13 protein-coding genes, 1 rRNA gene and 1 riboswitch are annotated in these 15,670 nt (G+C 44.0%); of the genes, 10 read left to right on the top strand and 4 right to left on the bottom strand.

Annotation, left to right across the window (positions count from 1 at the left end):
• Nucleotides 1-51: 51 nt before the first annotated feature.
• Nucleotides 52-2,475: a glycerol-3-phosphate 1-O-acyltransferase PlsB gene (gene plsB / locus HRQ85_RS25030; protein ID WP_048615034.1), complete on the bottom strand. Its 2,424-nt coding sequence runs from the start codon at nucleotides 2,473-2,475 to the stop codon at nucleotides 52-54.
• Between the two features lie 220 nt (nucleotides 2,476-2,695).
• Between plsB and HRQ85_RS25025 the strand changes: the two genes are divergently transcribed.
• From HRQ85_RS25025 to dinF, 4 genes are all read left to right on the top strand, one after another.
• Nucleotides 2,696-3,058: a diacylglycerol kinase gene (locus HRQ85_RS25025; protein ID WP_048615036.1), complete on the top strand. Its 363-nt coding sequence runs from the start codon at nucleotides 2,696-2,698 to the stop codon at nucleotides 3,056-3,058.
• A gap of 94 nt (nucleotides 3,059-3,152) precedes the next feature.
• Entirely contained in the window at nucleotides 3,153-3,773 is a 621-nt protein-coding gene (gene lexA, locus HRQ85_RS25020) for a transcriptional repressor LexA (RefSeq protein WP_019820514.1), read from the top strand.
• Between the two features lie 97 nt (nucleotides 3,774-3,870).
• A complete protein-coding gene (locus tag HRQ85_RS25015) occupies nucleotides 3,871-4,749 on the top strand; it encodes a class I SAM-dependent methyltransferase (RefSeq protein ID WP_172380853.1) in 879 nt (292 codons plus the stop codon).
• 117 nt (nucleotides 4,750-4,866) lie between these two features.
• A complete protein-coding gene (gene dinF / locus HRQ85_RS25010) occupies nucleotides 4,867-6,222 on the top strand; it encodes an MATE family efflux transporter DinF (protein ID WP_172380852.1) in 1,356 nt (451 codons plus the stop codon).
• Between the two features lie 183 nt (nucleotides 6,223-6,405).
• Here the strand turns inward: dinF and sthA are convergent, their stop codons facing one another.
• Nucleotides 6,406-7,806, bottom strand: a complete 1,401-nt coding sequence (sthA, locus tag HRQ85_RS25005; RefSeq protein WP_172380851.1) for a Si-specific NAD(P)(+) transhydrogenase — start codon at nucleotides 7,804-7,806, stop codon at nucleotides 6,406-6,408.
• 327 nt (nucleotides 7,807-8,133) lie between these two features.
• On the opposite strand from sthA, the gene fabR reads away from it, so the two are divergent.
• Together fabR and HRQ85_RS24995 are read left to right on the top strand one after the other, a co-directional pair.
• Nucleotides 8,134-8,775: an HTH-type transcriptional repressor FabR gene (gene fabR, locus HRQ85_RS25000; protein ID WP_010438693.1), complete on the top strand. Its 642-nt coding sequence runs from the start codon at nucleotides 8,134-8,136 to the stop codon at nucleotides 8,773-8,775.
• A complete protein-coding gene (locus tag HRQ85_RS24995; RefSeq protein WP_004736696.1) occupies nucleotides 8,775-9,146 on the top strand; it encodes a YijD family membrane protein in 372 nt (123 codons plus the stop codon). The genes fabR and HRQ85_RS24995 overlap by 1 nt, the downstream gene beginning before the upstream one ends.
• Nucleotides 9,147-9,226: 80 nt before the next feature.
• Here HRQ85_RS24995 and trmA read toward each other — a convergent pair whose 3' ends face one another.
• Nucleotides 9,227-10,336 (bottom strand): tRNA (uridine(54)-C5)-methyltransferase TrmA, encoded by a 1,110-nt coding sequence (gene trmA / locus HRQ85_RS24990; RefSeq protein ID WP_081231055.1) that lies wholly within the window; start codon nucleotides 10,334-10,336, stop codon nucleotides 9,227-9,229.
• 154 nt (nucleotides 10,337-10,490) lie between these two features.
• A riboswitch (cobalamin riboswitch) is annotated at nucleotides 10,491-10,695 on the top strand.
• A gap of 40 nt (nucleotides 10,696-10,735) precedes the next feature.
• On the opposite strand from trmA, the gene btuB reads away from it, so the two are divergent.
• From btuB to murI, 3 genes are read left to right on the top strand one after another with little or no spacing between them, the layout of a single operon-like run.
• Entirely contained in the window at nucleotides 10,736-12,571 is a 1,836-nt protein-coding gene (gene btuB / locus HRQ85_RS24985) for a TonB-dependent vitamin B12 receptor (protein WP_172380850.1), read from the top strand.
• A 48-nt stretch (nucleotides 12,572-12,619) separates the two neighbouring features.
• On the top strand, nucleotides 12,620-13,285 hold the full coding sequence (locus HRQ85_RS24980) for an adenine nucleotide alpha hydrolase (protein ID WP_172380849.1): 666 nt from the start codon (nucleotides 12,620-12,622) through the stop codon (nucleotides 13,283-13,285).
• A 60-nt stretch (nucleotides 13,286-13,345) separates the two neighbouring features.
• Nucleotides 13,346-14,152: a glutamate racemase gene (gene murI, locus HRQ85_RS24975; RefSeq protein ID WP_216655524.1), complete on the top strand. Its 807-nt coding sequence runs from the start codon at nucleotides 13,346-13,348 to the stop codon at nucleotides 14,150-14,152.
• Here murI and HRQ85_RS24970 read toward each other — a convergent pair.
• Nucleotides 14,115-14,567: an RNA recognition motif domain-containing protein gene (locus HRQ85_RS24970; RefSeq protein WP_017061054.1), complete on the bottom strand. Its 453-nt coding sequence runs from the start codon at nucleotides 14,565-14,567 to the stop codon at nucleotides 14,115-14,117. The genes murI and HRQ85_RS24970 overlap by 38 nt on opposite strands.
• 623 nt (nucleotides 14,568-15,190) lie before the next feature.
• On the opposite strand from HRQ85_RS24970, the gene HRQ85_RS24965 reads away from it, so the two are divergent.
• Nucleotides 15,191-15,670, top strand: a 16S ribosomal RNA gene (locus HRQ85_RS24965); the annotation flags it as partial.

The raw sequence follows: 15,670 nt of genomic DNA, 5'->3' as shown, positions 1-15,670 counted from the left end.
GCCTTTTTTGATCGTGTTTCGCTTTGCAATGAAAGCGACGCCAAGCTGAGATTATTCCGCTTGGTGGATACTTTCCTGAATCGTCAAACGTACTTCTGGGTAAAGCATTGAGTAGAGAAGCTTAGCGAATTGCTGAGTCTTTTCTAAATCACAGTTACCATCGTTATCCAGATATTGCTGCTGTTTCAGAGTGGCGAACATTGAAGCAAACACACCTTTATCGAAGAACTCTGGTGCATTGATGCCTTGTAGACGGCCAAGTCGCTGTGCAATGTCTTGGCTCTTCTGTTCAAGATCAGATTTATCCAGATCAGGATTCTCTGCCAACAGGTTCAGAGCAATAGAGTAGCGTTGTAGCGTCTCTGAAATCGTACGACCTAACAGCATCAGTGCTTGGCTGTTTGATTGGTTGATGGTGACTTCGTTATCAGAAACCACAAGCATACCTTGGTTAACCAGCTCTTCAATGATGTTAGAAACCACGCCTTCAAGCTTGTCTTCGTCGTAGCTTAGGAACAGCTCTTTCTTCAAGAACGGGTAGATAGCAGCAACGTTCTCTTGAATTGCGTCAATCGATAAACCACGCTGACGAATGGTCATTTGTGCAATTAACGATGGCAGAGCAAACAAGTGAATGATGTTGTTTCGGTAGTAGGTCATCAGAATGGACTGGTGACGGTCTAGCGAAATGATGTCGCCCATTGAGTCTGATTCAATCAAGAACTTGTTCAGTGACTCAGCATGTTTTACCAAATCTTCAGCGCTGTCTTTTGGCACAGTGAACGTTGCAGAATATGGAACGTTCTTAAGCAGAGACAGGTAGCAATTGATCTGAGAAACCAAAGAGTCACGAGACAATGCGCGCTGTCTTGAAGCCAATAGTGCCGTTGCACAAAGGGTCAGTGCATTGGTCGCTGCCGCATCGTTAATGTGCGTCATCATTTTGGTCGCCAAGTCATTAACCACCGGATTCATCCATTGTGGTTTGCTGGTACCCATTGGGTCGATGTCTTTGGTCCACTCAGGTGAGTGTTCATTCAGATATTGGTTAAGCTGAATCGGCTCACCGAAGTTCACGTAGCCTTTACCAAAGTTACGCAGCTTACGAATGGTACGAATCACTAAGCTCGCGTTTTCTTTCTCTTTACGCTTACCACGAAGTTCTTTCGCGTAAGTCGCTACTTCCATCACGTGTTCGTAGCCGATGTACACAGGAACCAAAGTCACCGGACGGTTCATGCCGCGCAGCATTGCTTGGATTGTCATCGCTAGCATGCCCGTTTTCGCTTGCAGTAGACGACCTGTACGAGAACGACCACCTTCGCTGAAGTACTCTACTGAGTAACCTTTAGCGAACAATTCCGCTAGGTATTCACGGAAAATCGTCGAGTACAGCTTGTTGCCTTTAAAGCTACGACGAATAAAGAACGCACCACCATGACGGAAAATAGGACCGGCAGGGAAGAAGTTCAGGTTGATACCCGCAGCGATGTGCGGAGGCACCATGCCTTCGTGGTAAAGCACATAAGAAAGCAGTAAGTAGTCCATGTGGCTACGGTGACAAGGCACGTAAACAATCTCGTGACCATCTTGAGCCAACTTACGAACCGTTGAAGCGTTGCTGATATGCAGGCCTTGGTACAACTTATTCCACAGCCAACCAAGAATCTTCTCACCGCGTTTGATCAGCGAGTAAGAGAAGTTCGCAGCAATCTCGTCCATGATGTCTTGAGCTTCTTTGCTCGCTTTCTCGATTGAGATGTTCTTTGCTTGCGCTTCGTCTTCAATCGCTTTTTTGATCGCTTCTGATTTTAGTAGGCGATCAAACAGAGCTTGGCGGCTTGGCAGGTTAGGGCCTGATGCAGCAAGCTTTTGGCGAGAGAAGTGAATACGTGCCACGCGCGCCAATTTGTGCGCGATGGTGCTGTCGGTGCCATGTGAATTAGCCATGTAGCGTAGAGAAACCACTGGGCTGAAACGCACCAGACAGTCACGACCTGCGAGCAATACCGCTTTTGATTTCTCTAAGCCGTTCATTGCTTGTAGGTAAGGCTTCTGGTTATTCTCTTTACCAGGCTTACGTCCCCACAGCACTGTAGCAGGGATAACTTGAACATCGAGTTCAGAGTCGTCAGCGTGCAGTGAAAGCAGTTCAGAGAACACTTCAATTGAAGAGCTTGGTACATAATCATCGTCTTGCAGTAGAGTTTTGCGAGAAGAGATAAAAACGTAGCGTTGCAGTGATTTGCCGTTGATTTCAAGCTTGCTCAACGGATCAGGTAGGCCTAATTCAAGTGCATGTTTTTGCAATGTAAGAATGTCGACACTTGAGCGAAACGGTAAGGCGTATACAATCGGTTTGCTCAAATCAATGTTCAAATCCTCAACAGGGTTTGAAGGAATTGATGTGCCCTTTACCAATACGGATAAAGGTAGCTTCATTAATGAACGTGAAAAAGATTGTCCAGAAGACATATAGGTTCACTGCCTCAATAGTTATTTCAATGTGCTGAAGCGTATCTCTATTTCTCTGATAAAAAGGATAAATCCTATGAGTGAAATAGGGATAAGCCTAGGCGTAAATTTAATCGATGCAAGAATACCAGAAACTGGTCTAACCTTTTAATGGAAATAGTCATATTGCCGTTAAGTTTGTGGAAAATCATTCATCGACTGATTGAGTATAGGGTTAAAAATGACCAAAAAATCAAACACCGGATTCAAACGCATCATCAAAGCTGCAGGCTTTTCATGGCAAGGCATTACGAGTTCGTTTAAAAACGAGGCTGCATTTCGACAAGAAGTGTTCATGGCGGCCGTGCTTATTCCGTTGGCATTTTACTTAGATGTAAGCCAAGTTGAACGAATCTTAATGATCTCATCGGTGGTATTGGTGATGGTTGTCGAGCTAATCAATACCGCGATTGAAGCGGTTGTCGACCGAATCGGCAGTGAGCATCATGAGTTATCTGGAATGGCGAAAGATGTCGGTTCGGCAGCGGTTTTCATCTGTTTGGCACTCGCAGGTTATGTGTGGCTAGAGATCTTGTTTTTGTAATTTGCTAAAAATGAACTAAAAACAACCAATTGCTTTGCTTTTGTTCAGTTACTGGATATACTCACAGTCAACTGTATAAAAAGACAGGTGAATCATGAAGCCGTTAACGCCCCGCCAGCAACAAGTCTTTGACCTTATCAAAGGTAAGATCGAAGATTCCGGTATGCCACCGACACGTGCAGAAATCGCGCGTGAACTAGGCTTCCGTTCTGCTAATGCTGCAGAAGAACATTTGAAAGCTCTTGCTCGTAAAGAAGCGATTGAGATTATCCCGGGTGCGTCTCGCGGTATTCGTATTTTGCTTGAAGATGCAGCGAACGAAGAGCAAGGTTTACCATTAATCGGTCAGGTTGCCGCTGGTGAGCCTATCTTGGCTCAAGAGCATGTAGAAATGCATTACCAAGTTGATCCAGGCATGTTTAAACCACAAGCTGACTTCTTACTTCGTGTAAATGGCGAAAGTATGAAAGACATCGGTATTATGGATGGTGATTTATTAGCTGTTCATAAAACACAAGATGTCCGCGATGGTCAGGTTGTTGTGGCTCGTGTCGATGATGATGTAACGGTAAAACGCCTAGAACGTAAAGGTTCAACGGTTCTGTTACATGCTGAAAATGAAGAGTTTTCTCCAATCCATGTCGATCTAGAATCTCAACACTTGTCTATTGAAGGGCTTGCGGTTGGTATTATTCGCAACACCGACTGGATGTAGTCAGTACAAACAGCTTATTGATATTTATTCTCAATAACTTGTTATTGTAATTGATATTCATTATCATCTTCTTTGTCGAGATACAAGGAAGATGATGATGCCAAACCCAACCAAACCTCAAATGAAGCCGCTTACTCGTAAGCCGCGCTCCTCTGTTCAAAAGGCTTCTTCTGAACAAGGGTCTGCACATCAAGAATTCCAAGTTCCGACCAACCTCGTTCAACATCTTTGGTTTCGCAGCCGCGAAAGCCTTGCCGATGATGGTCTCGTTTATGATCCTATCGCAGCTCAAGCCTGCAAGCGTTGCCAATTAGCACCAGAATGTCTTACTGGTGAACTCGACCAACAACAACTTCTCTACGCAACATTGACTCAGCTTTGTGACTCTCAAGTTCAACAATTTCTATCACATAATCCAGATGCTTGGATTATCAATGTTGGGGCAGGCCTCGATACTCGTTTCTACCGTTTAGATAATGGCCGCTGTCATTGGGTTGAATTGGATGTAACTGAAAATCTAGTTTGGCGCCAACGCCTGTTCCACAAGAATGAACGCTACCGTTTGGAGTGTGGTTCGGTTGACGATCTGACTTGGTTGGATGAACTTAATATTCCAGAACAAGCCTCAGTGATGGTGGTGTGCGAACATGCTCTGCTGGATTACAATGAACAACAGACCGCGAATTTCATTCAGTCTTTGAGCCGCTATTTTACTCATGCACATGCGTGTTTAGTCTTAGCTGGAGATAAAAGCTCAAGTACGTTGGGGCAAAAACTTGGTTCAGGAAAGTATGCGCATGGCCTGTCTTCTCCGGTAGACAGCGTCCTTAATTGGCTGCCATGGGCGCAATGGGTAAAAGCGTTTTCTCCACTAGACCAGCAATGCAACCGTTGGAAATTGTGGCAGCGACTTCTTTGTAAGATCTCTCAGGTCAAAAAGCGTTTAACGCCACAGTTAGTGCTCGTTAAGTGGTAACCCTAGCGGTTCTGTATTTCGAGTAACTGAGCACATAGCCGGTATAAGTAAAATTCCACAACATAGTGAAAGCCCAGCCACTAGGTTAAACTATCGCCTCTAATCTAAGAGGTGATCGTGAAGCTATTTAATCCCCAAACTATTTTTCAAACGCTATCCAATCAGGCGATGCATAAAAAAGTGCTGTTGCTCGCGATCCCGATGGTTCTCTCTAATATTACTGTTCCACTGTTGGGCTTAGTCGATGCGGCGGTTATCGGTCACCTAGAGCACTCTTGGTATTTAGGTGGTGTGGCACTGGGCGGCACAATGATCAGCGTGACCTTTTGGTTGCTCGGTTTCTTGCGTATGTCGACAACTGGGCTTGCAGCACAATCTTATGGCGCAGACGATGGCAAGCAACTTGGTTTAGTCTTTGTGCAAGGCGTGACCATGGCCTTAGGGTTTGCTGGTATCTTTTTGCTTTTACACAGTCTAGTCGCCGATTTAGTTTTCTCATTGAGTAGCGCCAGTGATCAAGTTAAGCACTATGGTCAGCAATATTTCTCAATCCGCGCTTGGAGTGCACCTGCTGCGCTGACTAACTTTGTTATTTTAGGTTGGCTGCTCGGGACTCAAAATGCCAAAGCGCCCATGTGGATGGTGATTATCACCAATCTCACCAATATCGTTTTGGATATCGTTTTTGTTATCGGTTTAGGGTGGCAAGTGGAAGGTGCAGCATTGGCTTCTGTAATGGCCGATTATGCCGGTCTAACATTTGGCTTGATTTGTGTTTACCGAATCTGGGCGAAGAAACAATTACCATCGCCATGGGATCTGCTTAAGAAAACCAGCCAAGGTTTGAGTCGTTTCGTGAAACTGAATCGCGATATCTTTCTTCGTTCATTGTGTCTACAAGCGACTTTCACTTTCATGACCTTCCAAGGTGCAAGCTTTGGCGATGATGTTGTTGCGGCCAATGCCGTGTTGATGAGTTTCTTGATGATCATCTCTTATGGGATGGATGGCTTTGCCTACGCAATGGAAGCGATGGTAGGTAAGGCGATAGGCGCGAAAGACAAAGATGAGCTGAACCAGTCATTGATTGGCACTTTCTTCTGGAGCTTCAATATTTGTTTGGTACTGACCATAGCGTTTGCAATCGCTGGCTCTAACTTAATTAATATGATCACCACAATCCCAGACGTGAAGAGCCAAGCTGAGGTGTATCTGCCATGGCTGATTGCAATGCCATTGGTGTCTATGTGGTGCTTCTTGTTGGATGGTATTTTTGTTGGAGCAACCAAGGGCAAGGATATGCGCAATAGTATGTTTGTTGCGACCTGCAGTTTCTTCGCGATTTTCTATTTAGTATCAGGTTTAGAGAACCATGCACTGTGGTTAGCGATGCTGAGCTTTATGGCAATGCGTGGGATTGGTCTTGGTGTGTTGTTTGTTTCTCAGTGGAAGAAGGGTGAGTTTCTCGCTTAGCTCTGAGGGCTCTGCTTGTGGATAGTAAATGAGGCTGTACAGGTAAAGGGGTATTTAGAACATCATGATCTAATTACTATCAATGCTTTACTATTCAACACTTTAAGTAAAAACAGCAAGCGCGTGGCTTGCTGTTTATGTATTTGGCCTACAGGTGGTCAAATAGTCCTATTGGTTCTTTGTTTAGAACAAACGGTTAAGTCCGTTAAGCGCTGCGACGCGATAAGCTTCGGCCATTGTTGGATAGTTGAAGGTCGTATTCACAAAGTACTCGATGGTATTGGCTTCGCCTTTCTGTTCCATGATCGCCTGACCGATGTGGATGATCTCAGCAGCACGCTCACCAAACACGTGGATACCTAAAATCTCTTTGGTTTCACGGTGGAATAGGATTTTCAAGCTACCAATATCTTTACCCGCGATTTGTGCACGAGCGAGATGTTTGAAAGAAGAACGTCCTACTTCATACGGTACTTTAGCTGCGGTAAGTTCTTGCTCGGTTTTACCAACAGAGCTGATCTCAGGGATGGTGTAAATACCGGTTGGAATGTCTTCGATAAGGTGGCGCTCAGCTTCACCTTTCACAATTGCCTGAGCCACAAATCGACCTTGGTCATAAGCAGCGCTTGCTAGGCTAGGGTAGCCAATCACATCACCGACAGCGTAAACATGGTCAACATTGGTTTGGTAATTGGTATTTACTGAGACTTGCCCACGCGAGTCTGCTTCTAAGCCAACAGCACCAAGGTTCAGTTTATCGGTATTACCCGTTCGGCCATTGGCATACAGTAGGCAATCAGCACGCATCTTTTTGCCAGATTCTAAGTGAATAATCACGCCATCGTCCGTGCCTTCAATTTTCTCAAAGGTTTCATCGTTGCGAATCACGACGCCGCTGTTCCAGAAGTGGTAAGAAAGCGCGTCTGAGGTTTCATTGTCTAGGAATGACAACAGACGGTCACGAGTATTGATAAGATCGGTTTTTACACCCAAACCGCGGAAAATCGATGCGTATTCACAACCAATAACGCCAGCACCATAGATGATGATGTGTTGCGGGTCGTGTTTAAGAGAAAGAATCGAGTCGCTGTCGTAGATACGTTCATGCAGGAAGTTGACGTTATCTGGTTGGTAAGGGCGAGAGCCTGTCGCGATAACAAATTTATCTGCGCTGTAATGTTCTTCAGTGCCATCGCTTTGCATTACCGAGACAGTGTTGGTATCGATAAAACGTGCAGTACCAAATACCAACGTGCACTGGTTGCGGTCGTAGAAGCCTTGACGTAATCGAGTCTGCTTGTCGATAACTGATTTGGCATGACCCAAAATGTTGGAAAACGTTGAGTGAATGCTTTTGTTGTTCTGACAAAACAGCGGATTACTGTTGAATTCGATAATACGACTTACGGCATGACGCAGTGCTTTGGAAGGAATGGTTCCCCAGTGAGTACAACCACCACCAACGCTGCTCTCTTTTTCAATGATTGCAACGTTCAACCCGGCTTTGGTTAATCCCATCGCTGCCCCTTCTCCTCCGGGGCCACTACCAATTACGATTACATCAAAGTGGTTGGAGTGCGGCATAGATATCTTCCTTGTTATATTTGATTAACATTGCTTTAGCGAGATTTTAACTGATTCTGTTCTTGGGTACATGAAAAGGGCATCAGAGAGTCGGTGGGATCACGCAGTGTTATCGAAAAAATAATATTTGGTATGTCGTATGTCTCCAAATGACAGTGTGGATATTGAAATTTTTTCTTCGAACGTATTTACTTCGGTACGTGAACAAAGAGGTATGTTTAGTGTCTTATATAACCAGAGTGCCTTATATAAATAAGTGATTCGCGTTATATTGAACAGAGTATTAGACATGCCTGTTTAGGCTGTAAAAGAAGAAATTGATAAAGTATGAAACCAATGGGCATTCGCGCACAGCAAAAAGAAAAAACTCGTCGCAGCTTAATCGATGCAGCATTTAGCCAACTCAGCGCCGATCGTAGTTTTTCCAATCTAAGCTTGAGAGAAGTCGCTCGTGAGGCTGGAATAGCACCGACTTCCTTTTATCGTCATTTCAAAGACATGGATGAGCTTGGCTTAACCATGGTTGATGAAGGTGGCTTACTGTTGCGCCAGTTAATGCGTCAAGCTAGGCAACGCATAGTCAAAGAAGGCAGTGTGATTCGCACATCGGTTGAAACCTTTATGGAATTCATTGAAAGCAGCCCTAACGTATTCAGACTGTTATTGCGAGAGCGCTCAGGAACTTCATTTGAGTTTCGTGCAGCGGTAGCTCGTGAGATACAGCACTTCTCTGCTGAGTTAACCGAATATTTGATAACGACTGGCATGACAAGGGACGAAGCTTTCACTCAAGCGGAAGCCTCGGTCATCTTAGTCTTTAACTCAGGGGCAGAAGCATTAGATTTAGATCGACGTCAGCGAGATGAATTGGCTGAACGCTTGATCATGCAATTGCGAATGATGGCCAAAGGAGCTTTTTGGTATCGTAAAGAACGTGAACGTAACCGATTAAAAGGCGGGATTGAATAATGTCGAATGAAAATAATACTGTAAACCGTGGTTCTGAAAGAAAGACACTCGTACTTGCTGTTGTAGCTGGTGTGTGTGGTGATGCATTGTTATCTTGGGTAACAATGAGCGAAGTGGGCTTCTCTATTTTCCCGCTGATCGCTTTAGTTTTGGCAGTACAAGCGCTTTACCAAGAGTACCTAACTAACCCAGTATCTGAAGATATCCCACTAGTAGGTCTAGCTTGTTTCTTCGTGGGTGCATTTGGCCACTCGGCTTTCGTGAAAGCACAACACCCTGATGCTGGCTCAAACTTCTTTGCGATTATTGTCGCGATGCTGCTTTTAGCCTGGGTAGGTAAGAAGCTAGGCTTTATCGGTAAAACCGCTTAAACCAATCTACAAATAAAAAAACGAGCCAATTGGCTCGTTTTTTTGTATCTGCTGTTTGTCTTAGACCGAGAAAGCGAGGTTTATGCTTTGCGCTCTAAGAACACACCCGCTTCCATGTGGTGGGTGTAAGGGAACTGATCAAACAGAGCAAAACGAGTGATGTCGTGCGTTTCGCGTAGGATGTCTAGGTTCTCTTTCAATGTTTCAGGGTTACAAGAGATGTACATGATACGCTCGTAGCCTTGAACCATCTTACAAGTGTCAACATCCATACCTGAACGCGGTGGATCAACAAAGATAGTGTTGCAGTTGTAGCTCTTAAGATCGATGTTCGCTTGCTGTAGACGACGGAATTCACGCTTGCCTTCCATTGCTACGGTAAAATCTTCTGCAGACATACGGATGATCTGAACATTTTCAATGTTGTTCGCCGCGATGTTGTATTGTGCAGATTCTACTGACGGCTTCGCCAGTTCTGTTGCCAGTACACGCTCGAAGTTTTGTGCCAGCGCTAATGAGAAGTTACCGTTACCGCAGTAAAGCTCAAGCAAATCGCCTTTGCTGTCTTGAGTGCAGTCGACAGCCCATTCCAACATTTTCTCTGCCACTTTGCCGTTTGGTTGAGTAAAGCTGTTCTCTACTTGTTGGTAGATGTAGCTATCACCATTCACATCTAGCTTTTCAATTACGTAGTCGCGGTCCAGTACGATTTTCATCTTACGCGCACGGCCAATCAGGTTTAGGTTAAAACCTTCATCGTTTAATTGCTGCTTAAGTGCTTTAGCATCTTGAATCCACTGTTCACCTAATTGACGGTGGTAAAGCAATGACACCAAAATTTCGCCGCTTAACGTAGAAAGGAAGTCTACTTGGAATAGCTTGTGGCGTAGAGAGTGGTTGTCCTTCATTGCATCTGTTAATAGAGGCATTAGGTCATTGATAAGACGGCTAGCTGCAGGGAACTGGTCTACGCGGTATTTTTCTTTAGTCTCTTGATTGAACATGACGTAATACATATCGTCACCTTCATGCCACACGCGGAACTCAGCACGCATGCGGTAGTGTTGTTCTGGAGATTCATACACTTCCAGTTCAGGCACATCATATTCTGAGAACATTTCTGTAAGACGCTCTGTCTTTTCTGCCAGTTGTTCTTGGTAGCGTTGCGGGTTTACATCTAAATTCGCCATTGTTATGCCTTTTGCTGTCGTGCTTTTAAATCAAGAGCGCAGATTTTATTCAATCACAGGCGCTTGTCCAGTGTTGAGAGTCATTCAATGTAAATCGAGCATGAAAACTATAGCTTATAACTATCTTAGACTAGACAAATGATTCATAGGTTAATACTATCTCCCGCAAGCTGGTGCCATTTGGATGTATAGATGGCTGAAGAGGGAATCTGGTGTGAATCCAGAACTGACGCGCAGCGGTAAAAGAGAACGAATATTCACAAGACACTGCAAATAGCTTTTTGTGGGAAGTCGAATATGAGGTAAACCATAAGGTTGTGCTCTTGAGTCCGAATACCTGCCAGTAGCTAAACCATACAATGTGGTTTGGTAGGAATTTACGCGATTTAGGATCACAACATGAACAAATCCCTTTTAGCGGTTGCTGTAGCATCGCTGCTTTCACCTATCTCCAATTTACACGCCCAAGAAGCATCTACTGACGAAACCATGGTGGTTACGGCTAACCGTTTTGAGCAAAGCACCGAAAGTGTTGTTGCTCAAGTTGAGGTTGTGACTCGCCAAGATATCGCCCGTATTCAAGCGAAATCTTTAACCGATGTGTTTAGACGACTGACAGGTATCCAAGTCTCACAAAATGGAGGCCGAGGCCAACAAGCTTCGATCTTTGTTCGAGGAGCTAACTCTGATCAGGTTCTCGTATTAATTGACGGTATTCGTTTTGCTCGAGCAGCAAAGGGTGGTGTCGATTTTAGCCAGTTACCAATAACATTTGTTGACCGAGTGGAATATGTTCGTGGAGCTCGTGCATCAATGTATGGTTCTGAGGCGATCGGTGGTGTTATTAATATCATTACAGTTGCGAGTTCTGACAACGAAGAAACAGCAGTAAGTGCGGGTCTGGGAAGTCTAGATTATCAAGAGCTTAGCTTTGTTAGTGGTAATAAGGTTGGTGAAAACGGTCATTTGAACGTATCCGTTGGTTACGATTCTGATGAGGGCTATAACGTTCACCCAATGCCTGGAGTCAACGATGGTGACCGTCACGGTTTTGAATCTCGTAATGCTTTAATAGGGTATGTGCATAATTTTGATCAACAGTGGAGTGGCTTCGCTAACTTCCGAATGTTCGAGACGATTTCTCAATATGATGGGTCGTATGTTGATTATATTACTGGAGCGCCCGTTCACTCTTACAAAGAAGCTGAAGTTCAAAACTCTACCGTTGCTGCCGGCGTTAAATTTAGTGGTAGTGAACTCAAGTCAGATTTTCTTGTTAACTATCAGAACCAAGACAACTGGAATTACGAAAAGTCTCTAGGCAAGAACTCTTCTTCGGCTACATCTGATGAGCTTGAGCAACTTAATGTTCAATGGGTAAACTCATACAAAGTTACTTCAGCACTGACGTTAAGCGGTGGTGTCGATTGGCGAGATGAAGCTTACATTGTAAAGCCATCGAATACTGAATATGACAGAACTAACGTTGCATACTTCGCAGCATTAAACGCAGATGCGGATAAAGTGTTTGGTGAACTGAGCCTTCGTGTTGACGATAATGAGCAATTCGGTACCGAAACCACTTACAACACAGGGTTAGGCTATCGTTATGCGGAGTGGTTTGTTGTTAAAGCAGCTTATGGTACATCCTTCAAGGCGCCTAACTTGTATCAATTATATAGCTACTACGGTAATGAGCAGCTAGATGCAGAAAAAGCTGATTCGGTAGAGCTGACTTTTAGTGGTCTAGTTAAGGGTGTTGATTGGTCGATTACTGGATATGATACTAATGTCGAAGACTTGATTGACTATAACTATGCGACGAGTAAGTACTACAACACTGATGGTGAAAGCCAATTACGTGGTGTGGAAATGGTCGTAGGGTTTGATACTTACTTTATTAACCATCAAGTAAGCGCCAATTTTCAAGATCCTGAAGACCAATCAGGTGAGCAGCTAGTCCGCCGCGCCAAAGAGATCTACAAGTATAATGCGATAGCTAGTTTTGATGAGGTTGATGTTTCATTAGGTTACCAATACGTAGGTGAGCGACCTGACTTCTCTGAAGATCTTGCAGCATATAGTTTATTTGATGTGTCAGTTAACTACTATGCGAATGAGAACCTTACTTTAAATGGTCGAGTAGATAACTTGACTGATGAAGAGTATGAGACAGCTGGTGGATACCCATCTCCAGAGCGTACATATTACGTAAATGCTATTTACCAATTCTAATTTACACCTAAACCGCCTCCGGGCGGTTTTTTCTTATTGGGTATATCAATGAAAAAGAAAGTCGTCATAAGTTGGTCGTCAGGTAAAGACTCGACATTAACGCTAGAGCGTCTACTTGAAAGCTCCGAATATGAAGTTGTTGCTCTCTATACGACATATGTTGGAGATGAAGTTCCTTTCCAAGTGACTCCGATTGATGTTGTTGCCATGCAGGCGCAATTAGTCGGTTTGCCATTAATAACGATTGAACTTCCGGAAGTGTTCCCTAGTAATGAGATCTATCAAAGTACCATTGTTACGGCGCTTAAAGGCTCTGGTTTATCTATCGATGCCGTGGCATTCGGCGATATGTTTTGCAATGGCATTGCCGATTATCGAAGAAGCTATATAGAACCAGCGGGTTGGGAGTGTGTATTTCCTCTAATGGGAGAGAGCAGTCAGGCACTTGCGAGTGAAATAATAGACAGAGGAATCGAAACCTTTCTCGTCACAGTCGATAGTGATGCATTGGACATGGGCTATTGCGGGAAAGAATACACGCTTGAGCTAATAGACAGCTTACCGAGTCATGTCGATCCATGTGGCGAAGATGGCGAGTTCCATACCTTAGTAACGTCAGCGCCATGCTTTAAAGGAAAGCTTAAGATAGAGATGGAAAATGTAGAGCAGGGTGAGCGCTTTGTTCATCAACGTTATCAAGCTTGCATTATATAGAGTGAGGATTGGCGAAAACTAAGCGAAGGAGTATCATTGCAGCGAAACTTATTATAGGTAATCGTTGTGTCGGATAGTCTGCAAAAAAATATATTGGTCTTTGATTCTGGAGTGGGTGGCCTATCTGTATATAAGGAGATAAGCCAGTTACTACCGAATCATAACTATACTTATGTATTCGATAACGAGGCTTACCCATACGGTGAACTCGATCAACAAGTCCTTGTTCGCAGAGTCCAAAGCATCGTCGCCAGCTTTGTGGCTACCCACGCAATAGATATCGTAGTGATAGCCTGTAATACTGCAAGTACGATTGTCTTGCCTACACTCCGCGCTAATAATCAAATCCCAATTGTTGGCGTTGTTCCGGCAATCAAGCCTGCATCCCTACTTGCCAATAAAGCGGTGGGTCTCATTGCTACTCCCGCAACGATTACTCGTGAGTACACACACGAGCTCATCAAAAACTTCTCGAGTAATAAAAGAGTCGAACTTTTAGGTTCTACTCGGCTGGTGGATATGGCCGAAGATAAACTCAGGGGGGAGGCGATTGACCTTGAAGAGCTGCAACTAATCCTTCAACCGATGATCAACATTGTTGATGTGGCTGTATTAGGGTGTACTCATTTCCCACTGATCAAATCTGAGATTCAACAAGTACTGGGTGAAAGTGTAGTGCTAATAGATTCTGGTAAAGCGATAGCTAAGCGGGTTCAAGATTTGTTGGGTTTGGAAAGCATTAATAAAGAAGAGGGAGTGCGTGAGGCTTTTTGTAGTGCACTTCCTAAAAAAGAAAGTGCACTAAATAGTATGTTAAAGCAGTTAGGGTTTAGCTCAGTTCAGATTCGTCCGCTTCAGGATGTTTAGGATCATTTGCAACACGTACTTTTAAAGTGCGTTGCATGTAATCTTTATCGTTAAGTGCAGAGATTGCATGATTCACATCATTACTTGCCATAACAACAAATCCAAAGCCTCTTCTTTTACCAGTACGTTTGTCTTTCATTAAACGTACTGCAAATACTTCACCATGCTCTGAGAATAATTCACGTACATGTGATTCGTTCGCTTTGTATGGAAGGTTACCCACATAAAGTGTTTTGGTTGAAGCCTTAGGTTCTGAATCTGATTTTGAGTCGGTGCTTGAAAAGTTAACAACAAAAGCGGAAGCCAAGACACCAAGGATAAAGGTAATTGCAGGCGATATATCTACCTGAGAGAAAACAATGCCGCCTAATACAGCCAGTGCGACAATTAACAACATCGATTTTTTTGAGTTCATATCGGAATACTACATATTAATAAACGAAATAGACGCATCTACCATTAACAAAATAGACACATGAATCTTACGTTCATGGCTTCCATTTTTCCAATGTATTGCTGTGATACGTCTCAAATGTTTAGTTTTTATTCGAAAAATGCGGATCTGGTGGCTTTTTAGGCGAACAAAACTTTTATTTCAAAAAGCCCTTGTGCTCCATCTCAATCTCTCTATAATGCCGCCTCACCGACACGGAGTGAGACGAAAGTCACACAGCAAAATCGGTAGAGAAAAAGAGTTTGAAAATAACCCTTGACTCTCAAAGTGGTGCAGGTATAGTACGCACCCCTAGCGACTGAGATGTGAATCACAAAACGCTAGCGCTCTTTAACAATTTAAACCTATCAATCTGTGTGGGCACTCGTTGATGAATATCAAAACGTTATTACTTAGGTAATGACAGTTACTTCGGTAACACAATGATTTCAATGAACTGAGTGACCAATACGTTTAACTACTTGTAGTTATTCGGCACAGTCAATTCATTATCATTCTGTTGGAATGGTAATAGCTTTAGAATTACATGTTTACTTCGGTAAATATTAGTTTTGAAGTCAGTATTCGTTGAGTCACAAAATCTTAAATTGAAGAGTTTGATCATGGCTCAGATTGAACGCTGGCGGCAGGCCTAACACATGCAAGTCGAGCGGAAACGACACTAACAATCCTTCGGGKGCGTTAATGGGCGTCGAGCGGCGGACGGGTGAGTAATGCCTAGGAAATTGCCTTGATGTGGGGGATAACCATTGGAAACGATGGCTAATACCGCATAATGCCTACGGGCCAAAGAGGGGGACCTTCGGGCCTCTCGCGTCAAGATATGCCTAGGTGGGATTAGCTAGTTGGTGAGGTAATGGCTCACCAAGGCGACGATCCCTAGCTGGTCTGAGAGGATGATCAGCCACACTGGAACTGAGACACGGTCCAGACTCCTACGGGAGGCAGCAGTGGGGAATATTGCACAATGGGCGAAAGCCTGATGCAGCCATGCCGCGTGTATGAAGAAGGCCTTCGGGTTGTAAAGTACTTTCAGTTGTGAGGAAGGGGGTGTTGTTAATAGC

The sequence above is a fragment of the Vibrio sp. Vb339 genome, assembly GCF_902751245.1.
In the GTDB taxonomy this organism is placed as follows: Bacteria; Pseudomonadota; Gammaproteobacteria; order Enterobacterales; family Vibrionaceae; genus Vibrio; species Vibrio coralliirubri.
This window is presented reverse-complemented; position numbering and strand designations above follow the sequence as displayed.

Excerpts from the sequence above, each read along its gene's own strand:
- HRQ85_RS25025 (WP_048615036.1), top strand. The coding sequence starts at position 2,696 with ATGACCAAAAAATCAAACACCGGATTCAAACGCATCATCAAAGCTGCA.
- trmA (WP_081231055.1), bottom strand. The coding sequence starts at position 10,336 with ATGGCGAATTTAGATGTAAACCCGCAACGCTACCAAGAACAACTGGCA.
- btuB (WP_172380850.1), top strand. The coding sequence starts at position 10,736 with ATGAACAAATCCCTTTTAGCGGTTGCTGTAGCATCGCTGCTTTCACCT.
- plsB (WP_048615034.1), bottom strand. The coding sequence starts at position 2,475 with ATGTCTTCTGGACAATCTTTTTCACGTTCATTAATGAAGCTACCTTTA.
- lexA (WP_019820514.1), top strand. The coding sequence starts at position 3,153 with ATGAAGCCGTTAACGCCCCGCCAGCAACAAGTCTTTGACCTTATCAAA.
- HRQ85_RS24980 (WP_172380849.1), top strand. The coding sequence starts at position 12,620 with ATGAAAAAGAAAGTCGTCATAAGTTGGTCGTCAGGTAAAGACTCGACA.
- HRQ85_RS25015 (WP_172380853.1), top strand. The coding sequence starts at position 3,871 with ATGCCAAACCCAACCAAACCTCAAATGAAGCCGCTTACTCGTAAGCCG.
- HRQ85_RS24970 (WP_017061054.1), bottom strand. The coding sequence starts at position 14,567 with ATGAACTCAAAAAAATCGATGTTGTTAATTGTCGCACTGGCTGTATTA.
- HRQ85_RS24995 (WP_004736696.1), top strand. The coding sequence starts at position 8,775 with ATGTCGAATGAAAATAATACTGTAAACCGTGGTTCTGAAAGAAAGACA.
- fabR (WP_010438693.1), top strand. The coding sequence starts at position 8,134 with ATGAAACCAATGGGCATTCGCGCACAGCAAAAAGAAAAAACTCGTCGC.
- sthA (WP_172380851.1), bottom strand. The coding sequence starts at position 7,806 with ATGCCGCACTCCAACCACTTTGATGTAATCGTAATTGGTAGTGGCCCC.